A 19,967-nucleotide genomic window follows, 5' to 3' on the forward strand; every position below is an offset into this window, starting at 1 on the left:
CAGACGGATCTTGACCGACAGGATGCGGGACATGCTCGCCGATCTGTGGCCGCTCTACGGTCTCACCATCGTCACACCGCACCTGCAGCTGCGCCTGCCACGCGAGGAGGAACTGGCTGCGCTAGCCGATCTCGCCGGCCAGGGCGTGCATCGTCCCGGCGAGCGGCCGTTCCTGACCCCGTGGACCGACGGCAGCCATGCGGACCGGGCGCGGTCCGTCCTGCAAGGGCACTGGGACCAGCTTGCCTCCTGGGACGTGGCAGCGTGGCAGCTCGGGATGGGGGTCTTCCGGGCGGGCCAGCCGATCGGCAAGGTCACGCTTCGCGCACGGGACTTCCCGGTCGTCAGACAGGTGACGACCTCGGCCTGGCTCGGCATGGATCATCAGGGCAGAGGCTATGGAACGGAAGCCAGAGCCGGACTGCTCACCCTTGCTTTCGATCATCTCGGCGCCACCGCCGCACTGACCGAGGTGTTCCAGGACAACCACTCCTCGCAAGGCGTATCGCGCAAACTCGGCTACGAGCACGACGGGATTTCCGTCGATGCGCGCGACGGTGAGGCCGTCGTCTCGGACCGCCTGCGTCTGACCCTGCAGCGGTGGCGCCAGCACAAGCGGCCAGCCGTGACGGTGGACGGCATGGACGCCTGCCGAGCCTCGTTCGGCCTCTGATCCAGCAGCCGGATCTGCCGCCGACGGCACGCCTCAGCGGCGCAGGGCGGTCTCCCGTTCCATGTGCGACAGTTTCTCGGGATTTCGCACGGCGTAGAGCCCGGTGATGAGGCCGTCGTCGATGCGCACCGCCACAACGGTGTCCAGCTCGCCGGCCTGCCAGAAAATCAGCGCCGGGTAGCCGTTGACCTGCGCCGGCCGCAGCGACGCGGTGTCGGCCAGCCTACCCAGCCCGGCAACCAGCAGGCGCGCCACCTTGTCGGCTCCCACGATGGGACGCGGGACGGCCTGCTTGACTCCGCCACCGTCACCCAGGAGGACGACATCCGGTGCGAGGATGTCGAGCAGACTCTGCAGATCGCCCGTCTCAGCCGCCCGGCGGAACGCCTCGAGCGCGTCTCGGGCCTCGGCCGCGGAGACGACCCCGCGCGGGCGGCGCGCCGCAACGTGTGCCCGTGCCCGGTGCGCGATCTGGCGGACCGCGGCCTGGCTCTTGTCGACGGCTTCGGCGATCTCGTCGTACCCGACGTCGAACACCTCGCGCAGCACGAACACCGCGCGCTCGGTCGGCGTGAGCGTCTCCAGCACCAGCAGCATCGCCATCGAGACGCTGTCGGCCAACTCGACGTCCTCGGCCACGTCGGGGGTGGTGAGCAGCGGCTCGGGCAGCCAGGGACCGACGTAGGACTCCTTGCGGCGGCCGAGCGTACGCAGCCGGCCGAGTGCCTGGCGGGTGGTGATCCGGATCAGGTAGGCACGCTGATCCCGCACCGTGCCGAGATCGACGCCCGCCCACCGCAGCCAGGTCTCCTGCAGCACGTCCTCCGCGTCGGCGGCCGAGCCGAGCATCTCGTAGGCGACGGTGAACAGCAGGTTGCGGTGGGCGAGGAACGCCTCGGTGGCGAGGTCCGGGCGGTCGTCGCGGGCGCTGCCCCTGCCACGAGCGTCGGGTGCGGTCTGCGACGTGCCGGCCATGGGTGACTCCTGTTCACTCGCGCCTGTGTCACCCACCAGATGCCGGACCCCGCCGTCGTGTGACACCGAGACCCTGTGGCGGGTGCCACGTACTCACACCGTCACAGGGATCTGATCGTCGGCATCTCGTGTTCGTCCAGTGCCACACCACGAGGAAGGGCTTCAATCATGGACGCTCGGTTCAACATGTTCGACAACGAGATCGCCGTCAAATTCTTCAGGCGGTTCGCCAACGCCAGCCTGGTGATCCATCAGTCGCCGCTGCCGAGCTCCACGCAGGAGTTGGTGTCGCTGCGGGCCAGCCAGATCAACGGCTGCGGCTGGTGCATCGACATGCACACCAAGGAGGCCGCGGCCGCCGGTGAAACCGCGGTCCGGCTCAACCTGGTCGCCGCCTGGCGCGAGTCCGCCGTTTTCACCGAGGCCGAGCGGGCCGCGCTGGCGCTCGCCGAGGAGGGCACCCGGCTCGCCGACGCCCACCACGGCGTGTCCGACGAGACGTGGGCACAGGTACGCAAGCACTACGACGACGACCAGATCGCCGCGCTGGTCTCCCTGGTCGCCGTGATCAACGCGGCCAACCGGCTCGCGGTGATCGTGCACCAGCAGGGGGGTTCCTACGAGCCCGGCATGTTCGCCGCCGCGTTCAACTGATCAGCGGACGAATCCGGCCCGGCCCAGGATCAGTCGGTCCGGGCCGGGCCGGCGGATGTGCGGGCGTCACCTGGCAACGTTGCCGGCAGGCGGGCGAGCAACTCGCGCCCGGGTTCACCGCCGTCATCGACCCCGACGGCGGCGTACTCGCCGGGCCGAACCACGGCGCGAGACGCTTCTCGTCACCGAGGTCGAAAGTCGCCGGCGGCATTGCACCGGTCGTCACTCGATCAGTCACCCGAAGGGCATGTGACGCCGTTATGCTGCCGCCGTGCGAGCCGTCTGGTTGATGGAGGCAGGCGCCATTCTCAGCCTTGCCAACGTCGCGGCCGGTTGGAGCTGGGCCTTGGCTGATGCCGATCTTCGTATCGGCACCTCCGCCCCTCCGGGCATCGACTGGAGCCAGGCGAGCGTGTTGTTGGGCGTGCCGGCGACAGTGACGCTCGTATTGGTGACGGCCGCTGTCCGACGTTCGATGGCTCTGCTACGGGTGGGTGCCGTCGCGATGGGACTGCTGTTCATCGCCTGTGGTTGGGCGCTGCTCATCGACCATGCAGGGATGGACGGGGCCCGCCTCGCTCCATGGGCATGGGCCGCCCATCTGATCGCTATGTTCCTCGGCCTGCCCACTGTTCTCATCGCGCTGTGGCTGCACCACCGTGACAGCCGACACTGAGGCCCCACCTCGTGTGGCGGGCCGACCCGGCCGATGCCGGCCGGAGGTCGCCAGCAGGCCGGACCATCGGCTTGGCTGGCCGCACGCAGTTCACCCAACCCAAACGCCACCGGGCCGTGGCCACCAGGTTCGACAAGCTGGCCCGTGCGCTACGAGGCCGCACTCCACGTCGTCGGAGTCAACGAATGGCTCTCACCCGAGCCAGGGGTGACACGCGGCTCGACAGGCGGCCGCACACTGACGGCATGCTGATCGCGTTGGGCGTGCTCGCCGTCGCCGTGCCGGGCGCGCTCGGCTGGTTCGTGGGCGAAGCGCTGGGCGGGCACGGCGAGGTGGGCCTGGCCGTGGTGTACGGCATCGGCGTGCTGCTGTGGGCGCTGCTCGACGAGCACACCGGCGGGGCCACCTTCACGGCGATCCTCGCCTTCGTGGTCGGCCTGCCGATCGTGTACGTCGTGGTTGTCGCGGTCAAACTGCTCGTCCTGGCATTCGGTCTCGCCGACCTGAACGCTCGCGCCATCCTCCTGTCCAGCCTGCTGAGCGCGCTGGTCGGCACGGGAATCAGCGTCGGGCTCTCGCTCGTCGGCGCGTTCAAGCGGGCGACGGAGCCGTCGGCCGGCCGGCGCCCGGCCGACCTGGAAGAGTCGTTCCTGTCCGGCCTGTCGTTCCGGATGCCGCTGGCGCTGCTCATCGCCGGCCTGATGGACCTACCCGACACCCCGGCGGCGCGGGTCGTGACCGGTACGGCGTGGGGCGTCGCCGCGGCGGTCTGCGCAGTCCTGTACACCGGGCTGGTGGACCGGGAGCCGATCCGGCGCGCGTGGTTCCACATCGTCATGGCACAGGTCATCCTCCTGGCCTGCGGCCTGTTCGCCGTCATCCAGAGCCTCGGCGAGGCGAACCTGGTCGACGAGGCCGCGCAGCTCGCCGTGCCGGCCAGCGCGGCGTGTGGCGCGACGTATCTCCTGGCGCTGCTCGGCGCCACCGCCGCCCGCCTGTTGCCCCGGCGCGCCCCGGCCATGGGCGAGCCGACGCCGTCGAGTGCGGCATCAACCGTCGCAATCAACGAGTAGCCGTCCAGGATGCGGATCTGCCGCTCGGGCGGGAACTCCTCCGCGCCGCACAGCGCCTGGACGATGAGGCCGAGCGCGAAAGACGGGACAGCGGCCCGCGATATCGTCCGGATCAAGCGTGGCAACTCTTGGGATGGTTTTCTCCGGCAGACGCCGACTCCTTGGGCACGGACGAGCTGTGCCCTCGAGATACTCGATCGTGGCCAGCATCAGCGCAGGAGTGATGCCGCTCCCATCCGCCGATTCTTCAACAGCCAGGACGGACCTGTCATCGGCGAGAAGCGGAACGGGCCTGCATCGAGACTCACGCTGCCTTCCTGGTGCATCGCCCCCGCCGCAGTTTGCCCGCTGCGCCTGCCAAGTATTTGTTGACCGGTCGGCATCGCGTCGGTACGGTCATGACGCCATCTGCGGCGTCGCGAGGGAAACCGGTGGGAATCCGGTGCGGTCGCGCCACTGTGAGCGGCCTTCCTTTCGATGATGGAGACGAGGTCGCGAGTCAGGACACTCCTTCGTCGCAGTCCTTTCGTAGGGGACGCGCCATCCCCAGGAGGTCGACTCGTCATGTCCAGTGCTACTCCGGCTCGCCCGCTGACTCATCCTGCCGTCTCCCCCCGGATGGTGTGGGCGGTGCTGACCATCGTCGCCGTCCTGCTGCTCCTGACGTACCTCGTGGCCTTCGACCAGGGGGCCGTTTCGCGCAGCGGCATGTACCTGCACGAACTGATGCACGACGGCCGGCACCTGCTCGGCGTCCCGTGCCACTGAGCGCCGCCGCGATGCCTACCTTCACAGCTGTGCTGCTGCGTGGTCTCCTTGCCGGGTTGGTCGCCGGCCTGCTCGCCGGGGCCTTCGCCTATGTCGCCGGTGAACCCCGCGTCGAGGCGGCGATCGCAATCGAGGAACAGGCTGTTCACGCCGATCCGGTGACCGGCGACGACCACCACGCCGACGAGTTGGTCAGCCGCGAAGGCCAACGCGCTGGACTGTTCCTCGCCACCGGATTGTTCGGCGTCGCCATGGGCGGCCTGTTGTCCATCGCGTACGCACTGCTACGGCGACGGCTGCGGATCCGCCACGACGCCCACGCCGCCCTCGCTCTGGCCGGTGCGGCCCTGCTCGGTGCTGTGATCGTGCCGTTCGGCAAATATCCGGCCAACCCACCTGCGGTTGGTAACCCCGACACGATCAACCAGCGCACCGGCAGCTACCTGGCAATGGTGATCCTCGGCCTGGTCGCCGTGTGGGCCGGCGCCCTCGCCTACCGATCCATGCGGGCCGGGACACCACAATGGGTACGCTGTGCCGCCGCTCTCGCTGGCTTCCTGGCCACGGTGACGGTCGGCTACCTGATGCTGCCATCGTTCAACGAGGTGCCCGCGGACTTCCCGGCGGGACTGCTGTGGAACTTCCGTCTCGCCTCCCTTGGCACCCAGCTGGTGATGTGGGCTGGCATCGGGCTTGCCTTCGCCGCGCTGCTGCAGGGTAGTCACAAGAAGCCCACCGGCAGCGAGCCCACACCTGAGACGATCGTTCCTGCCCGATCGTGACCACGACCAGGCTTCAGCTGGTCGCCCACGCGCCCACCCGTGCCCTACGACTGGTCACCTTCGGCGGCGGAAACGTGGACCTGGACGAGGGCGGCCGACGTGCCGCCCTCGCCCTGGCCAACCAATCCCCCGCCCACAAGGGCGAGAGCCGCTGCGTGAGCAGTCCCGCTGCGGCGGCTGTCCAAACCGCGATGGCATGGGGGCTGAGACCGACGATCGAAACCGCGATCGCCGATTGCGACTACGGAGACTGGACCGGTCGCACGCTCGACGAGGTCGCCGCGGCACACCCGAACGACCTGCAGGAATGGCTCACCGACCCTGATGCCGCACCACACGGGGGAGAAAACCTCACCGCGTTCATCGACCGCGTCGGCCACTGGCTTCACGCACAGACCGCCCGATGCGAGCGAATCACCGCGATCACTCACGCGGCAGTGGTCCGCGCCGCGGTGATCAACGTCCTGCAGGCACCGCCGACAGCCTTCTGGCAACTCGACGTCGCACCGCTATCGATCCTGCACCTAGGAGCAGGCAACCGCGGATGGAGAGTTCACGTGAAGACGGCAGGACCAATGAATGCCATCGGACGTTGAAGCGGAACCTGGATCGGCCCTCCCGTGACCTGCGGCAACCTCGCCGGCAGCCTGGCCACGCCCCGGATCTGATCCACGGCGTTGGTGGCCTGGTACCGACGTTTCACGCTGTCTTGTCCCCCGTGTGAGCCCCGGACGGGCTCCCTCACCCCGGGACGGCTCGCGCAGCAGGGCGGGCAGATCGCTGAGGGCGGGGAACGCGGTTCCGCCCCAGCTCGGGCCGGTGTCGTTGTGCTCCGTGGTGCGGAACACGGTCAAGCCGATCTCCACCTGACAACCCCGGCCGCCGCAGGTCAGGACACCTGCGGCGATCACTTGGCGTTGAAGTAGTTCGCCTCCGGGTGGTGCACCACGATCGCGTCCGTCGCCTGCTCCGGCACCAGCTGGAACTCCTCGGACAGCTGCACCCCGATCCGCTCCGCGCCCAGCAGCTCCACGATCTTCGCCCGGTCCTCCAGGTCCGGGCAGGCCGGGTAGCCGAACGCGTACCGGCAGCCCCGGTAATCGGTGCGCAGCAGGCCGGCCAGGTCCGCCGGGTCGTCGTCGGCGACGGTACGGCCACCGGGCAGGGTCAGCTCCGCGCGCACCCGCCGGTGCCAGTACTCGGCGAGCGCCTCGGTGAGCTGCACGGACAGCCCGTGCACCTCCAGGTAGTCGCGGTACTCGTTGCCGGCGAACATCTTCGCGGTGTACTCGCTGATCGGCTGCCCGACGGTGACCAGCTGCAACGCCACCACGTCCAGCTGGTCGCCCTTCGGGCGGAAGAAGTCGGCCAGGCAGAGCCGGCGCTCCTGCCGCTGTCGGGGGAAGGAGAACCGGGCCCGCTCGACGCTGCCGTTCTCGTCGAGCACCACCAGGTCGTTGCCCTCGGCGTACGCGGGGAAGTAGCCGTACACCACGGCCGCCTCGAGGACCTTGTCGGCGATCAGCCGGTCCAGCCAGTAGCGCAGCCGGGGCCGGCCCTCGGTCTCCACCAGCTCCTCGTACGACGGGCCCTGCCCACCCCGGGCGCCGCGCAGCCCCCACTGCCCGAGGAAGGTGGCCCGCTCGTCGAGCAGCGCCGCGTAGTCGGCCAGCGGCACCCCCTTGACCACCCGGGTGCCGAAGAACGGCGGGGTGGGCACCTCCACGTCGGTGGCCACGTCGGAGCGGACCGAGGCGTCGTGCAGCTCGGGCAGCGCCTCGGTGACCATGGTGCGCTGCCGCTCCCGGCGGGCCCGCCGGGCGGCCAGGGCAGCCTCCCGCTCCGGGTCGACGACCGGCGCGCCACCGCGCTTGGCGGTCATCACCCGGTCCATCAGGGACAGCCCCTCGAAGGCGTCGCGGGCGTAGTGGACCTGGCCGGGGAACATCGACCGCAGGTCGTCCTCGACGTACGCGCGGGTGAGCGCGGCCCCGCCGAGCAGCACCGGCCAGCGTTCGGCCACCCCTCGGGAGGCCATCTCGGCCAGGTTCTCCTTCATGATGACGGTGCTCTTGACCAGCAGGCCGGACATCCCGATCGCGTCTGCCCGGTGCTCCTCGGCGGCGTCCAGGATCGCGCTGATCGGCTGCTTGATGCCGATGTTGACGACCTCGTAGCCGTTGTTGGACAGGATGATGTCGACCAGGTTCTTGCCGATGTCGTGGACGTCGCCCCGGACGGTGGCGAGCACGATGCGGCCCTTGCCGCCGTCCTCGGCCGTCTCCATGTGCGGCTCCAGGTAGGCCACCGCGGTCTTCATCACCTCGGCCGACTGCAGCACGAACGGCAGCTGCATCTGCCCGGAACCGAACAGCTCGCCGACGACTTTCATGCCGTCGAGCAGCAGGTCGTTGATGATCGACAGCGGGGACCTGCCGCCGGCCATCGCCGCGTCCAGGTCGGCCTCCAGGCCGTTGCGCTCGCCGTCGATGATCCGCCGCTTGAGCCGTTCGTCCAGCGGCAGCGCGGCCAGTTCCTCGGCCCGCCCGGCCCGCGCCGACGCCGCGTCGACGCCCTCGAAGGCCTCGATGAACCGCTGCACCGGGTCGTACCCCTCGCGGCGCCGGTCGTAGATCAGGTCCAGCGCCACCTCCCGCTGCTCGTCCGGGATCCGGCTGATCGGCAGGATCTTGCTGGCGTGCACGATGGCGCTGGTCAGCCCCGCCTGCTGGCACTCGTGCAGGAACACCGAGTTGAGCACCTGCCGGGCCGCCGGGTTGAGGCCGAACGAGACGTTGGAGATGCCGAGGGTGAAGTTGACGCCGGGGTAGCGGCGGGCGATCTCCCGGATCGCCTCGATCGTCTCGATGCCGTCGCGCCGGGTCTCCTCCTGCCCGGTGGCGATCGGGAAGGTCAGCGCGTCGATCAGGATGTCGGAACGGTCCATCCCCCACCGTCCGGTGAGGTCGTCGATCAAGCGGGCGGCGACCCGGACCTTCCACTCGGCGGTCCGCGCCTGCCCCTCCTCGTCGATCAGCAGCGCCACCACGGCGGCGCCGTGCTCCTTGACGACCGGCATCACCCGGGCGTACCGGGACTCCGGCCCGTCGCCGTCCTCGAAGTTCACCGAGTTGACCACGCACCGGCCGCCGAGCATCTCCAGCCCCGCCTCGATCACCGCCGGCTCGGTGGAGTCCAGCATGATCGGCAGGGTGGAGGCGGTGGCGAAGCGCCCAGCCAGTTCGCGCATGTCCTGCGTGCCGTCGCGGCCGACGTAGTCGACGCAGAGGTCCAGCAGGTGCGACCCGTCCCGGGCCTGACTGCGGGCGATCTCCACGCAGGCCTGCCAGTCGGCGGCGAGCATCGCGTCGCGGAACGCCTTGGAACCGTTGGCGTTGGTCCGCTCCCCCACCATCAGCACCGACGCGTCCTGCGCGAACGGCACCGGGTGGTAGATCGAGGAGACGCCGGCCTCGTGCCGCGGCTCGCGCGGCGTCGGGGTCGCGCCGTGCAGCCGCTCGGCCAGCACCCGGATGTGCTCCGGCGTGGTGCCGCAGCAGCCGCCGACCAGCGTCACGCCGTACTCGGCGACGAACCGCTCCAGCGCGTCGGCCAGCTCGACCGGGGTCAGCGGGAAGTACGCCCCGTCCGCGGTCAGCACCGGCAGGCCCGCGTTCGGCATCACCGACAGCGGGGTACGGGAGTGCTGGGACAGGTAGCGCAGGTGCTCGCCCATCTCGGCCGGGCCGGTCGAGCAGTTCAGCCCGATCAGGTCCACGCCCAGCGGCTCGATCGCCGCCAGCGCCGCCCCGATCTCGCTGCCCACCAGCATGGTGCCGGTGGTCTCCATGGCCACCTGGCAGATGATCGGGACCGTGCGGCCGAGCTCGGCCATCGCCCGGTGGCAGCCGACCACCGCCGCCTTGACCTGGAGCAGGTCCTGGGAGGTCTCGATGATCAGCGCATCGGCCCCGCCGTCGATGAGGCCGGCGGCGTTCTCCTGGTACGCGTCACGCAGCGTCGCGTACGCGGTGTGCCCGAGGGTGGGCAGCTTGGTGCCCGGCCCGATCGACCCGAGCACGAACCGGGGCCGCTCCGGCGTGGCGTACGCGTCGGCGGCCTCCCGGGCGAGCCGTGCGCCGGCCGCGGAGAGCTCCCGGATCCGCTCCGGGATGTCGTACTCGCCGAGGTTGGCCAGGTTGGCGCCGAAGGTGTTGGTCTCCACACAGTCGGCCCCGGCAGCCAGGTACGCCTCGTGCACGCCGCGCACCACGTCCGGGCGGGTGACGTTGAGGATCTCGTTGCACCCCTCCAGCCCCTCGAAGTCGTCGAGGGTCAGGTCGGCAGCATGCAACATCGTCCCCATCGCCCCGTCGGCGACGAGGATCCGGTCGGCCAGCACATCCAGCAACGAAGTCCGCACGGGTTCAGGTTAATGCGACGATGCGCCCGTCGGTCCACAGCCGTAGCCGGTCCCACATTCTGCCAGCGGGAACGCGCATCCCTTTCGTACCCTTTCGCCCGCCCACCCGCGCGGCGGACCGGCGCGGCCGACGGGCCGCACCTGGCACCGCCACGTAGGCTGGCGGACGTGAAGGACATCAGGGACGCCACCGTGCACGGCGGGCGGAGGACCGGGTCGGCGCCCGGCGCCGTCGGCGACGAGCAGGGTGAGGTGACGGCGTGACCGAGTTCGACGGGCTGCCGGTGCTGCGGTCCCCGGTGGCGATCGCCGCCTTCGAGGGCTGGAACGACGCCGCGGACGCCTCCACCGCCGCCGTGGAGCACCTGGAGCAGGTCTGGCAGGCCCGCCCGGTCACCGAGCTGGACCCGGAGGACTTCTACGACTTCCAGGTCAGCCGCCCGACCATCACGATGGCCGAAGGTGAGACCCGGCGGGTCGAGTGGCCCACCACGAAGTTCATGGTGGCCAGCCCGGAGGGCACCGAGCGGGACGTGGTGCTGATCCGGGGCATCGAGCCCAGCATGCGCTGGCGCACTTTCTGCGAGCAGGTGCTGGAGATCTGCCACAGCCTGGAGGTCGAGCGGGTGGTGCTGCTCGGCGCGCTGCTGGCCGACGTGCCGTATACCCGTCCCCTGCCGATCAGCGGCAGCGCCTCCGACGCCGAGGCCGCCCAGCGCTACCAGCTCACCCCCACCCGCTACGACGGGCCGACCGGCATCGTCGGGGTGCTGCAGGACGCCTGCACCCGGGCCGAGGTCGACGCGGTGTCGTTCTGGGTGCACGTGCCGCACTACGCCAACAACCCGCCCTGTCCCAAGGCCACCCTGGCCCTGCTGCACCGGGTCGAGGACGTGCTCGACCTGCCGGTGCCGATGGCCGACCTGGCCGAGGAGGCCGCCGAGTGGGAGCAGCGGGTGCGCGGCGCCGCCGAGCAGGACGCCGAGCTCGGTGAGTACGTCCGCGAGTTGGAGGAGCGGGTCGGCGACGCCGGCATCACCCCGTTGACCGGGGACGAGATCGCCCAGGAGTTCGAGAAGTACCTGCGCCGCCGGGGCGGTTCCGCCGGCCCCACGGCCGGTTCCTGGTAGCACCCCCCTTCCTCGTCGCATCGACCCCGGACGTTCGCGTCCGGGTTCGATCTGCGTGTGTCGGGGTGGCGCTCGTCACGCCCTCTGAGGCATCCTAGGAACCTAGTGGTATGAGGAGGCGGGTGTGCAGATCAACCCGGGGGCCGCCGAGTTCCCGCACCGGCAGATCGCCGCGCAGCTCAAGACCCAGGTGCGCCGCGGCGACTGGGCGCCGGGCGAGCGGCTGCCGTCCATCCCGGCCATCGCCGAGATGTTCGGCGTGGCGAAGCAGACCGTGCAGCGCGCCGTCGACCAGCTGCGGGTCGAGGGCATCCTGATCACCAAGCCCGGCTCGGGTACGTACGTGCGGGGCACCCGGCGCCGGCTCAACCGGCTCTCCCGGGGCCGCTACGGCGGCTTCCGCGGCTACCACACGGACCTGGCCGCCCGGTACCGGCAGCAGCTGGTCTCCGTCGGCCGCTCCCCCGCCCCGCCGGAGGTCGCCGACGCGTTCGGGGTGCCCGACGGCACCGACCTGCTCTGCCGCCGGCACCTGGTACGCACCGAGGACTCGCCGGTGGAGGTGGGCGCCTCCTGGTTCCTCCCGGCCGACACCGCGGGCACCTCGCTGGAGCGGGCGGAGGCGTTCGGCCGCCCGCTCTACCAGGAGGCCGAGGAGGCCACCGGCCGCCGGTACGTCTCAGCCACCGACACGATCAGCGCCCGCCAGCCCAGTCGGGAGGAGGCCGAGACCCTGCAGATCCGGCCGGACACCCCGGTGCTGCACCTGCTGCACGTCGCCTACGACGAGAAGCGCAAGCCGATCGAGGTGGCCCAGGCCACCTGGCCCGGCCCGATGACCACCCTCACCGAGGAGTACAGGATCCCCGCTCCCGCCCCGGACCAGGACCCCGACCCCGGCCTGGTACTCGGCTGACCGCTTCCGCACCCGGTGGGGGCCGGTGACCCTCATGATCCAGTCGCATTCACCGACACGACACGCCGTGGGCGGTGTCGGTAAGTGCGACTGGATCATGGGGCTGCGACCCGGGCCGGCCGCCGCCGGGGGAGCCGCCGCCGGCCGAGGCTCAGAGGCGGATGCCGAGGAGGGCGTCGACGGTGTCGGCGAAGAGCGCCGGTCCCTGCCCGTCGTCGCCGGTACCGGCCAGGGCGCGGTCGGCCCAGTCGTCGGCCAGCGCCAGGGCGCCGGGGGTGTCGAGGTCGTCGGCGAGCCGGGCGCGTACCCCGGCCAGGAAGTCCGCCCCGGACGGCCCGGCGGGCGCGGCGGCGGCCCGCCGCCAGCGGTCCAGGCGCGCCTGCGCGGTGTGGAGCAGGTCGTCGGTCCAGGCTCGGTCGGCGCGGTAGTGCCCGGACATCAGGCCCAGCCGCACCGCCATCGGGTCGACCTTGTCGGCGCGCAGCCGGGAGACGAAGACCAGGTTGCCCTTCGACTTCGACATCTTCTCGCCGTCGAGACCGATCATGCCGGCGTGCACGTAGTGGGCGGCGAAGGGCGCCTGGCCGGTGAGCCGCTCGGCGTGCGCGGCGGAGCACTCGTGGTGCGGGAAGAGCAGGTCGTTGCCGCCGCCCTGCACGTCGATCCGGTCGCCGAGCAGGTTCAGCGCGATCACCGCGCACTCGATGTGCCAGCCGGGGCGGCCGGCGCCCAGCTCACCGCCGGGCCAGGACGGCTCGCCCTCGCGGGCGCCGCGCCACAGCAGCGGGTCGAGCGGGTCGCGCTTGCCGGCCCGGTCGGGGTCGCCGCCGCGCTCCGGGAAGATCTCCAGCATCTGCTCGCGGGTCAGGTTCGACTCGTAGCCGAACTCGGGGGCGGCTTTGACGTCGAAGTAGATGTCGCCGCTGCCGTCGTCGAGCCGGTACGCGGCACCGTCCTTGAGCAGGACGAGGACCTTCTCGGCGATGTCCGGGATCGACTCCACCGCGCCGACGTAGTGCGCCGGCGGGATGATCCGCAGCGCCTCCATGTCCTCCCGGAACAGCGCGGTCTCCCGCATGGCCAGGACCTTCCAGTCCTCGCCGTCGCGCGCCGCGCGCTCCAGCAGCGGGTCGTCGATGTCGGTGACGTTCTGCACGTACCGGACATCCATTCCCGCATCACGCCACATGCGCTGCACCAGGTCGAACGTGATCATGGTGGCGGCGTGGCCGAGGTGGGTGGCGTCGTACGGGGTGATGCCGCAGACGTACATGGTGGCCGCACCGTCGGGGCGGCTGGGGTGGACGCCGCGCCGCGCCGAGTCGTACAAGCCCAGTGGCCCGCCGCCGCCCGGCAGCCGTGGCACCTCGTGTCCCGCCCAAGACTCCATGACCGTCAGCCTAACGAGCCGTCCGGCGGCGGGCAGGCACCCCACGGGTGATCAACGTGACAGCGACTCACATGGGGGGCCAGGGCATCGCCGGCCAGTCCTGCGGGGGCTGCGGGTAGCGCCCGGTGTCGCGCAGCCGGTCGATCCGCGCCGCCAGCTCGGCGATCTCCCCGATCGTCAGGTGGACGGACAGCTCCTCGCCCAGCTCGCCGGCGACCTGGCCGGCCAACGTGTCGAGCATCTCCACCGCGTCCGCCGGGAGCTGCCGGCCGGCCCAGCCCCAGAGCACCGTGCGCAGCTTCTCCTCCACGTGGAAGCAGACGCCGTGGTCGACCCCGTAGAGGCGGTCGTCCGGGCCCACCAGCACGTGGCCACCCTTGCGGTCGGCGTTGTTCAGCACGGCGTCGAGCACCGCCAGCCGGGCCAGCCGCGGGTCGTCGGCGTGCGCCAGGGCGTACGCGGCGCCGTCGTCGTCGCGGGCCGCGGCGACCGGGAACCAGCGCGGCGGCACCGCCTCGGCGGGTACGAAGCCGACCAGCGGCTCGGCGTCGTCGGGCTCGTCGATCCAGAGCTGGCAGGAACCGGGGCCGAACGGGCCGTCGCGCAGCACCGTCGGCGGCACCAGGTCCCAGCCGGTGGCCCGGGAGACCAGGTAGGCGGCGACCTCCCGGCCGGCCAGGGTGCCGTCGGGGAAGTCCCAGAGCGGCCGCTCGCCGCGCACCGGCTTGTAGACGCAGCGGGCCGTCCGCCGGCCCAGGGTCAGGATCCCGCGCAGGGTGGTGTTGGACGCGTCGACCAGCCGCCCCTCCAGGGCGAGCTCACCGTCGCGGAGCAGCCGGAGCGCCGCGCTGCCGTCCTGGCGGGGCTGCAACTCCGACGACGTCACCGGTGGTAACCGTTGTGCCGCGGGCAGAGGTGCCCGGCGGGGTCGAGCGGCTGGCCACAGAGCGGGCAGGGCGGGCGGCCGGCGTTGACCACCCGGCGGGCCCGCTCGATGAACTCCCGGGTCGCCTCGGGGGTCAGCCGCACCCGGAGCCGGTCGAGGTCCTCGTCCGGCTCCTCGACGTCGTCCTCGTCGTCGTCCTCCTCCTCGCCCAGCTCGACCTCGACCTCCGCCTCGCCGGCGGCGATTGCCTCGATCACCACGGTCGCGCTGTCGACGTCGAAGGCCAGGCCGAGGGTGCCGACCCGGAACTCCTCGTCGACCGGGGTGTCCAGCGGGTCGTTGTCGCCGACGAGGGTGGGCGCGGCCTCGGGCAGGTCGACGCCGAACCGGCGCTGGGCCTCGGCGAGCAGCTCCTCCAGCTTCTCGGCGAGCAGGGACACCTGCACCTTCTCCAGCGCGACGCTGACCAGCCGGCCACCGCCGCGCGCCTGGAGGAAGAACGTACGCTCCCCCGGCGGACCGACGGTCCCGGCGACGAACCGCTCCGGCGGCTCGAAGGCGTGCACCTGGTGGGTCATACCCACGACCCTATCCGGCACACGGAGGCGTCGCGCACCGCACCGAGGGTGGTTCAGCCGAGGGCGAAACGCCCGCAGCCGCCCGCGTCGCGCCGGGCGTGGCGGGCCGCCTCACCCGGCCGCCCCCGCACCGCCGCCGACCGCGGCGTCCGAGTCGGTCGGCCGGGTGGCCCGCCGGCGCCGCTTGCGCGGCGGCGGCACGAGCCCGGCGAGGTCACCGCCGGTGTCGTTGAGCCGGACCAGGAAGGGCCGCAGCGGCGTGTAGCGGATCGCGGTGACCGACGCCGGGTCCGCGACGATGCGCTGGAAGAGATCCAGGTGTACGCCGAGCGCGTCCGCCACGATGGCCTTGATCACATCGCCGTGGCTGCACGCCAGCCAGACCGCCTCCGGCCCGTGCTCGGCGGTGACCGCGGCGTCCCAGGTACGCACCGCAGCGACCGCCCGCGCCGCCATCGCCGCCATCGACTCGCCCTCGGGGAAGACCACCGCGCTCGGGTGCTGCTGCACCACCGGCCAGAGCGGCTCCTTCGCCAGCTTCTTCAGCGGCTGCCCCTCCCAGGCGCCGTAGCCGCACTCGATCAGGCCCTCCTCGACCACCGGCTGCACCTGCGGCAGCGCCAGCTCCAGGGTCTGCCGGCAGCGGATCAGCGGGCTGGTCACCACGGTGGCCAGGGGCAGGGCGCGCAGCCGCTCGCCGACCGCCGTGGCCTGGGCCCGGCCGGTGTCGTCCAGCTCGACCGGCTGGCGGCCGGCCAGCCCGCCGTCGGCGTTCGCCGTCGTCCGGCCGTGTCGCAGAAGCAGAAGGGTCGCCACGACACCACCCTAGGGCCTGGGTCGAAGTCCTCGGTCGCGCCGAGGCGGAGTCCAGGCGGAGATCCGGCAAGGCGGAGATCCGTCCGGATACCGGTGCGGTATCCGGACGAATCTCCCATGCCGCCGGTACGCCTCAGGTGGCGCTGATCGTGCCGGTGAGCAGCAGCGCGAGCACCAACGTGCCGAGCGCCACCCGGTAGAGCACGAAGACGTACAGGGTGTGGTGGGCCACGTAGCGCAGCAACCAGGCGATCGCGGCGTAACCGATGGCGAAGGCGATCGCGGTGGCCACCACCATCTGCGCCACGCTCGGCACCGAGGTGCCCGGCGCGGCCGGTTCGAACACGTCACCGACGCTGAAGATCCCGGACATCACCACCGCCGGGATGGCCAGCAGGAACGAGTACCGCGCCGCCGCCTCCCGGGTGAGGTTGAGCAGCAGGCCGGCGGTGAGCGTGCCGCCGGAGCGGGACACCCCGGGAATCAGCGCCATCGCCTGGGCGAAGCCCATGACCACGCCGTCGCGCATCCGGAAGTTCTCCAGGGTGCGGGTCTGCCGTCCCCAATACTCGGCGAAGGCGAGCACGAAGGCGAACACGATCAGGGTGGTGGCGACCACCCAGAGGTTGCGGCCGGCGGTGCGGATCTGGTCCTTGAACAGGAAGCCGAACAGCCCGATCGGGATCGAGCCGACGATCACGTACCAGCCCATCCGGTAGTCGAGGCTGGCGCGTACCGAGCGGTCCCGTAGGCCGAGCAGCCAGGTGCGGGTGATCCGCCAGATGTCCTTGGCGAAGTAGATCAGCACCGCCGCCTCGGTGCCCAGCTGGGTCACCGCGGTGAAGGAGGCGCCGGCGTCCCGGTCGAAGAAGATCGCGGAGGTGATCCGCAGGTGTCCGGACGAGCTGACCGGCAGGAACTCGGTGAGTCCCTGGACGATGCCCAGGACGATGGCTTCGACCCAGGTCACTCGCCGACCCCGGACAGCTCCAGCGCCTCGGCGACGGTACGCAGGGTCTGCACGCCGCTGTCCCGGTCGGCGACGAAGAGGGTCACCGAGAGGGTGGTCACGCCCGCCGCGGCGTACTCGCGCAGCCGCTCGGCGATCCGCTCCTTGGGGCCGAGCAGCGAGGTGCGGTCGATGAACTCCATCGGCACCGCGGCGGCCGCGTCGCGCTGACGCTTGGCCAGGTAGAGGTCCTGCACCTCGCGGGCGGCGTCGCCGTAGCCCATCCGGGTGGCGAGCTGGTTGTAGAAGTTCTGCTGGCGGCTGCCCATGCCGCCGACGTAGAGCGCGGCGTACCAGCGGACCAGCTCGGCGCAGGTGGCGATGTCGTCGCCGACCACCACCGGCACGGAGGGGACCACGTCGAAGCCGGCCAGGTCCTTGCCGGCCTTGGCCCGGCCGGCGCGCACCGAGGCGAGCTGCTCCTCGGCGAACTCGGGGGCGTAGAAGACAGCCAGCCAGCCGTCGGCGATCTCGCCGGCCAGTTCCAGGTTCTTCGGGCCGACGGCGGCCAGGTAGATCGGGATGTGCTCGCGGGGCGGGTGGAAGCCCAGCCGCAGCGCCTTGCCGGGGCCGTCGGGCAGCGGCAGCGTGTAGTGCTCGCCGTCGTAGGCCACCTCCTTGCGGGCCACCGCGAGCTTCACGATGTCGACGTACTCGCGGGTGCGGGCCAGCGGCTTGGCGAACCGCACGCCGTGCCAGCCCTCCGAGACCTGCGGCCCGGAGACGCCCAGGCCGAGCCGGAACCGGCCGCCGGAGAGCGCGTCGATGGTGGCCGCGGTCATCGCGGTCATGGCCGGGGTCCGGGCGGGGATCTGCATCACCGCGCTGCCCACGTCGATCCGCTCGGTCTGGCCGGCCATCCAGGCCAGCATGCTGGGCGAGTCGGAGCCGTAGGCCTCCGCCGCCCACACCACCGAGTAACCGAGCCGGTCCGCCTCCTGGGCAAGTGCCAGGTGATCGGCGGGCGTGCTCCACGCCGTCTGGTATCCGAGGCTGAGCCCTAGTCGCACTGGATCCTCCCCCATCCGCACCACAGGTCGCACCAGGGTACGCAATGCCGGCGGTGGACCCGATCACCGGCTCACCCGGCTCCCGCCGGGGTGCCCGACGACCAGCGCGGGGCCCGGTCACGGTCGGATCGGCGACGTGGCGGGCAGAGATGACGGGAGCGAGGATATCCGTGACGCCAGGTTCGAAATAAGGTTCACCCATGCAACAGCGACCGCTCGGCCGAAGCGGGCTGGCGGTTTCGCGGCTCGCGCTCGGCACCATGACGTGGGGCCGGGACACCGACGCCGACGACGCGGCCGCCCAGCTGAAGAGTTTCCTCGACGCGGGCGGCAACCTGGTCGACACCGCGGACGTCTTCGGCGACGGTGACGCCGAGTCGGTGCTCGGCTCGCTGCTGGGCGCCCTGGTCCCCCGCGACGAGCTGCTCATCGCCACCAAGGCGGGGCTGCGGCCGGGCAGCGGCCGGCGCCGGGACGGCTCGCGCGGGCACCTGCTGCGCACCCTGGACGCCTCGCTGCGCCGCCTGGGCACCGACCACGTCGACCTGTGGCAGGTCCACGGGTACGACCCGGACACACCGCTGGAGGAGACCCTGGCGGCGCTGGACCACGCGGTGGCCAGCGGCCGGGTCCGCTACGTCGGCGTGTCGAACTTCTCCGGCTGGCAGACCGCCCGCGCCGCCGCCTGGCAGGCGGCCTGGCCGGGGCGCGCCCCGGTGATCGCCGCGCAGGTGGAGTACTCGCTGCTGGAGCGGGGCGTCGAACGGGAGGTGCTGCCGGCCTGCGGCGCGCTCGGGCTGGGCGTGCTGCCCTGGTCCCCGCTGGGCCGGGGGGTGCTCACCGGCAAGTACCGGCACGGCCGGCCGGCCGACTCGCGGGCCGCCTCGCCGCACTTCGAACGGTTCGTCGCCACCTACCTGGAGCCGCGCTGCTCCAGCATCGTGGAGGCGGTGGCCACCGCCGCCGGGGGGCTGGGCGTCTCGCCGATGGAGGTGGCGCTGGCCTGGATCCGGGACCGGCCGGGCGTCACCGCGCCGATCCTGGGCGCCCGTACCGTCGGGCAGCTCCTCGGCGCGCTCCAGGTGGAGCGGATGACCCTGCCGGCGGAGATCACCACGGCGCTGGACGACGTCTCGGCGGTGCCGGTGGGCTACCCGGAACGCGACGGCTGACGTCGGGGGGCAGGCCTGGGGTCTCCCGCGCGCCCGCCGGCGCGAGGCCCGGGACGGCCGCGCGGGACTGACCGGTGGCGGACCGGCGGGCGGTTGCGGCCGGGCCGAGTGCCGCGGTCAGTCGAGGGTGGGGCGGTCGCCGGGGATCTCCCGTACGGCGGCCAGGAAGCGGGCCTGGTCGTCGCGGGTGGCCGGGTTGACGATCCGGATCCACGAGCCGTCGTCGAAGTGCAGGGTCGCCGGGAACTGCATCAGCCGCGCCGAGCCGTGGTCGCAGTCGATCCGGGTGATCCGCCGCCGCTCGACGCTCCACAGCAGCCGGGGCTCGCGCCGGTCCGGCCGGCCCTCGTCCGGGCGGCGGCCCATCCGCAGCAGGTGCAGGTGGGTGTCGGTGACCGCGAGCGGGGTGCCGGTGTAGCGCTCGAGGAACAGCAGCAGGCTGCCGGCGAGGGTGGCCAGGTCGCCGCTGAAGACGTACCGGCGGCGGTAGGCGATCTCGGCGAGCTGGTCGGCGAGCGGGCGGTGGCGGCTGAGCCGGAACAGCGCCCGGAACGCCTCCTGCTCGTCGGTGAGCGGCAGCACCGGCCGGGGTTGCGGGACAGCCGGGGTCGCGTCGACGGCCACGTCCCGACCGGCCGCCTCGGGCAGTCCCGCGGCGAGCGCGGCCGCCTTGCCGGGCAGCAGCAGCACCCCGGCCACGATCCGGACCGGGGTCAGCACCGCCTCCACCCAGGCCACCGGGTTGACGATGTTCAGCAGCCCGAACAGCGCCCGAGGATCGAGCGCCTCGGCGACCTCGGTGCCGACGTCGTCGACGAACTGGCTGCCGGCGCGGTGCGTCTCGTGCGCCCGCACCGGCGCCAGGCCGACGTAGCGCAGCTCCTGCCCGGTCACCAGGGGGGCGACCAGGGCCCGCTCCGGCTCGTCGGAGGTGCGGAACTCGTCGCGCAGCGCGCGGGCCCGGTCGCGGGCCACCCGTGCGCCGTCGCGCACCGCGTCGCCGAGCCGCCCGAGCCGTCCCCACGCACCCGTCACG

19 protein-coding genes and 1 riboswitch are annotated in these 19,967 nt (G+C 72.0%); of the genes, 10 read left to right on the forward strand and 9 right to left on the reverse strand.

Annotation, left to right across the window (positions count from 1 at the left end; genetic code table 11):
- Positions 1-31 precede the first annotated feature (31 nt).
- The gene (locus tag V6U89_RS19500) at positions 32-673 is read left to right on the forward strand and encodes a GNAT family N-acetyltransferase (RefSeq protein ID WP_334572759.1); all 642 of its coding nucleotides are present in this window, start codon (positions 32-34) and stop codon (positions 671-673) included.
- 33 nt (positions 674-706) lie between these two features.
- Here V6U89_RS19500 and V6U89_RS19505 read toward each other — a convergent pair whose 3' ends face one another.
- Positions 707-1,648 (reverse strand): RNA polymerase sigma-70 factor, encoded by a 942-nt coding sequence (locus V6U89_RS19505; RefSeq protein WP_334572760.1) that lies wholly within the window; start codon positions 1,646-1,648, stop codon positions 707-709.
- Between the two features lie 168 nt (positions 1,649-1,816).
- Here V6U89_RS19505 and V6U89_RS19510 point away from each other — a divergent pair, with 168 nt between their 5' ends.
- From V6U89_RS19510 to V6U89_RS19535, 6 genes are all read left to right on the forward strand, one after another.
- Positions 1,817-2,302: a carboxymuconolactone decarboxylase family protein gene (locus tag V6U89_RS19510; protein WP_334572761.1), complete on the forward strand. Its 486-nt coding sequence runs from the start codon at positions 1,817-1,819 to the stop codon at positions 2,300-2,302.
- A 271-nt stretch (positions 2,303-2,573) separates the two neighbouring features.
- Positions 2,574-2,978 carry a hypothetical protein gene (locus V6U89_RS19515; protein WP_334572762.1) on the forward strand — a complete coding sequence of 135 codons (405 nt, stop codon included), beginning with the start codon at positions 2,574-2,576 and terminating at the stop codon, positions 2,976-2,978.
- Between the two features lie 245 nt (positions 2,979-3,223).
- The gene (locus tag V6U89_RS19520; protein ID WP_334572763.1) at positions 3,224-4,051 is read left to right on the forward strand and encodes a hypothetical protein; all 828 of its coding nucleotides are present in this window, start codon (positions 3,224-3,226) and stop codon (positions 4,049-4,051) included.
- A 382-nt stretch (positions 4,052-4,433) separates the two neighbouring features.
- Positions 4,434-4,582: riboswitch (cobalamin riboswitch) on the forward strand.
- Between the two features lie 99 nt (positions 4,583-4,681).
- Positions 4,682-4,819, forward strand: coding sequence for a CbtB domain-containing protein (locus tag V6U89_RS19525; RefSeq protein ID WP_334572764.1), 138 nt, complete (start codon positions 4,682-4,684; stop codon positions 4,817-4,819).
- Positions 4,820-4,848: 29 nt separating this feature from the next.
- Positions 4,849-5,601, forward strand: coding sequence for a CbtA family protein (locus V6U89_RS19530; RefSeq protein ID WP_334572765.1), 753 nt, complete (start codon positions 4,849-4,851; stop codon positions 5,599-5,601).
- Positions 5,598-6,197 (forward strand): histidine phosphatase family protein, encoded by a 600-nt coding sequence (locus tag V6U89_RS19535; RefSeq protein WP_334572766.1) that lies wholly within the window; start codon positions 5,598-5,600, stop codon positions 6,195-6,197. The genes V6U89_RS19530 and V6U89_RS19535 overlap by 4 nt, the downstream gene beginning before the upstream one ends.
- A 311-nt stretch (positions 6,198-6,508) precedes the next feature.
- On the opposite strand, the gene metH is transcribed toward V6U89_RS19535, so the two are convergent.
- A complete protein-coding gene (gene metH / locus V6U89_RS19540; RefSeq protein WP_334572767.1) occupies positions 6,509-10,024 on the reverse strand; it encodes a methionine synthase in 3,516 nt (1,171 codons plus the stop codon).
- Between the two features lie 260 nt (positions 10,025-10,284).
- Between metH and V6U89_RS19545 the strand changes: the two genes are divergently transcribed.
- Together V6U89_RS19545 and V6U89_RS19550 are read left to right on the forward strand one after the other, a co-directional pair.
- Complete coding sequence (locus V6U89_RS19545) at positions 10,285-11,154, forward strand: PAC2 family protein (RefSeq protein ID WP_154937452.1); 870 nt, start codon at positions 10,285-10,287, stop codon at positions 11,152-11,154.
- A gap of 124 nt (positions 11,155-11,278) precedes the next feature.
- On the forward strand, positions 11,279-12,070 hold the full coding sequence (locus V6U89_RS19550) for a GntR family transcriptional regulator (protein ID WP_334572768.1): 792 nt from the start codon (positions 11,279-11,281) through the stop codon (positions 12,068-12,070).
- Between the two features lie 151 nt (positions 12,071-12,221).
- On the opposite strand, the gene mshC is transcribed toward V6U89_RS19550, so the two are convergent.
- The 6 genes from mshC to V6U89_RS19580 form a co-directional block, all read right to left on the reverse strand.
- Positions 12,222-13,460 (reverse strand): cysteine--1-D-myo-inosityl 2-amino-2-deoxy-alpha-D-glucopyranoside ligase, encoded by a 1,239-nt coding sequence (mshC, locus tag V6U89_RS19555; protein ID WP_334572769.1) that lies wholly within the window; start codon positions 13,458-13,460, stop codon positions 12,222-12,224.
- 67 nt (positions 13,461-13,527) lie between these two features.
- Entirely contained in the window at positions 13,528-14,346 is an 819-nt protein-coding gene (locus V6U89_RS19560; protein ID WP_334572770.1) for an SCO1664 family protein, read from the reverse strand.
- Entirely contained in the window at positions 14,343-14,924 is a 582-nt protein-coding gene (locus tag V6U89_RS19565) for a DUF3090 domain-containing protein (protein WP_334572771.1), read from the reverse strand. Before V6U89_RS19565 ends, V6U89_RS19560 begins: the two co-directional genes overlap by 4 nt.
- 111 nt (positions 14,925-15,035) lie before the next feature.
- Positions 15,036-15,740 carry a histidine phosphatase family protein gene (locus tag V6U89_RS19570; protein ID WP_179804602.1) on the reverse strand — a complete coding sequence of 235 codons (705 nt, stop codon included), beginning with the start codon at positions 15,738-15,740 and terminating at the stop codon, positions 15,036-15,038.
- Positions 15,741-15,873: 133 nt separating this feature from the next.
- Positions 15,874-16,710 (reverse strand): undecaprenyl-diphosphate phosphatase, encoded by an 837-nt coding sequence (locus tag V6U89_RS19575; protein WP_238450554.1) that lies wholly within the window; start codon positions 16,708-16,710, stop codon positions 15,874-15,876.
- Complete coding sequence (locus tag V6U89_RS19580; protein ID WP_334572772.1) at positions 16,707-17,759, reverse strand: LLM class F420-dependent oxidoreductase; 1,053 nt, start codon at positions 17,757-17,759, stop codon at positions 16,707-16,709. The genes V6U89_RS19575 and V6U89_RS19580 overlap by 4 nt, the downstream gene beginning before the upstream one ends.
- Positions 17,760-17,959: 200 nt before the next feature.
- Here V6U89_RS19580 and V6U89_RS19585 point away from each other — a divergent pair, with 200 nt between their 5' ends.
- Entirely contained in the window at positions 17,960-18,931 is a 972-nt protein-coding gene (locus tag V6U89_RS19585; protein WP_334572773.1) for an aldo/keto reductase, read from the forward strand.
- Positions 18,932-19,048: 117 nt separating this feature from the next.
- Here V6U89_RS19585 and V6U89_RS19590 read toward each other — a convergent pair whose 3' ends face one another.
- Positions 19,049-19,966: a hypothetical protein gene (locus tag V6U89_RS19590; protein WP_334572774.1), complete on the reverse strand. Its 918-nt coding sequence runs from the start codon at positions 19,964-19,966 to the stop codon at positions 19,049-19,051.
- Position 19,967: the final 1 nt, after the last annotated feature.

This window comes from Micromonospora sp. CPCC 206171 (assembly GCF_036906755.1).
GTDB lineage: Bacteria > Actinomycetota > Actinomycetes > Mycobacteriales > Micromonosporaceae > Micromonospora > Micromonospora purpureochromogenes.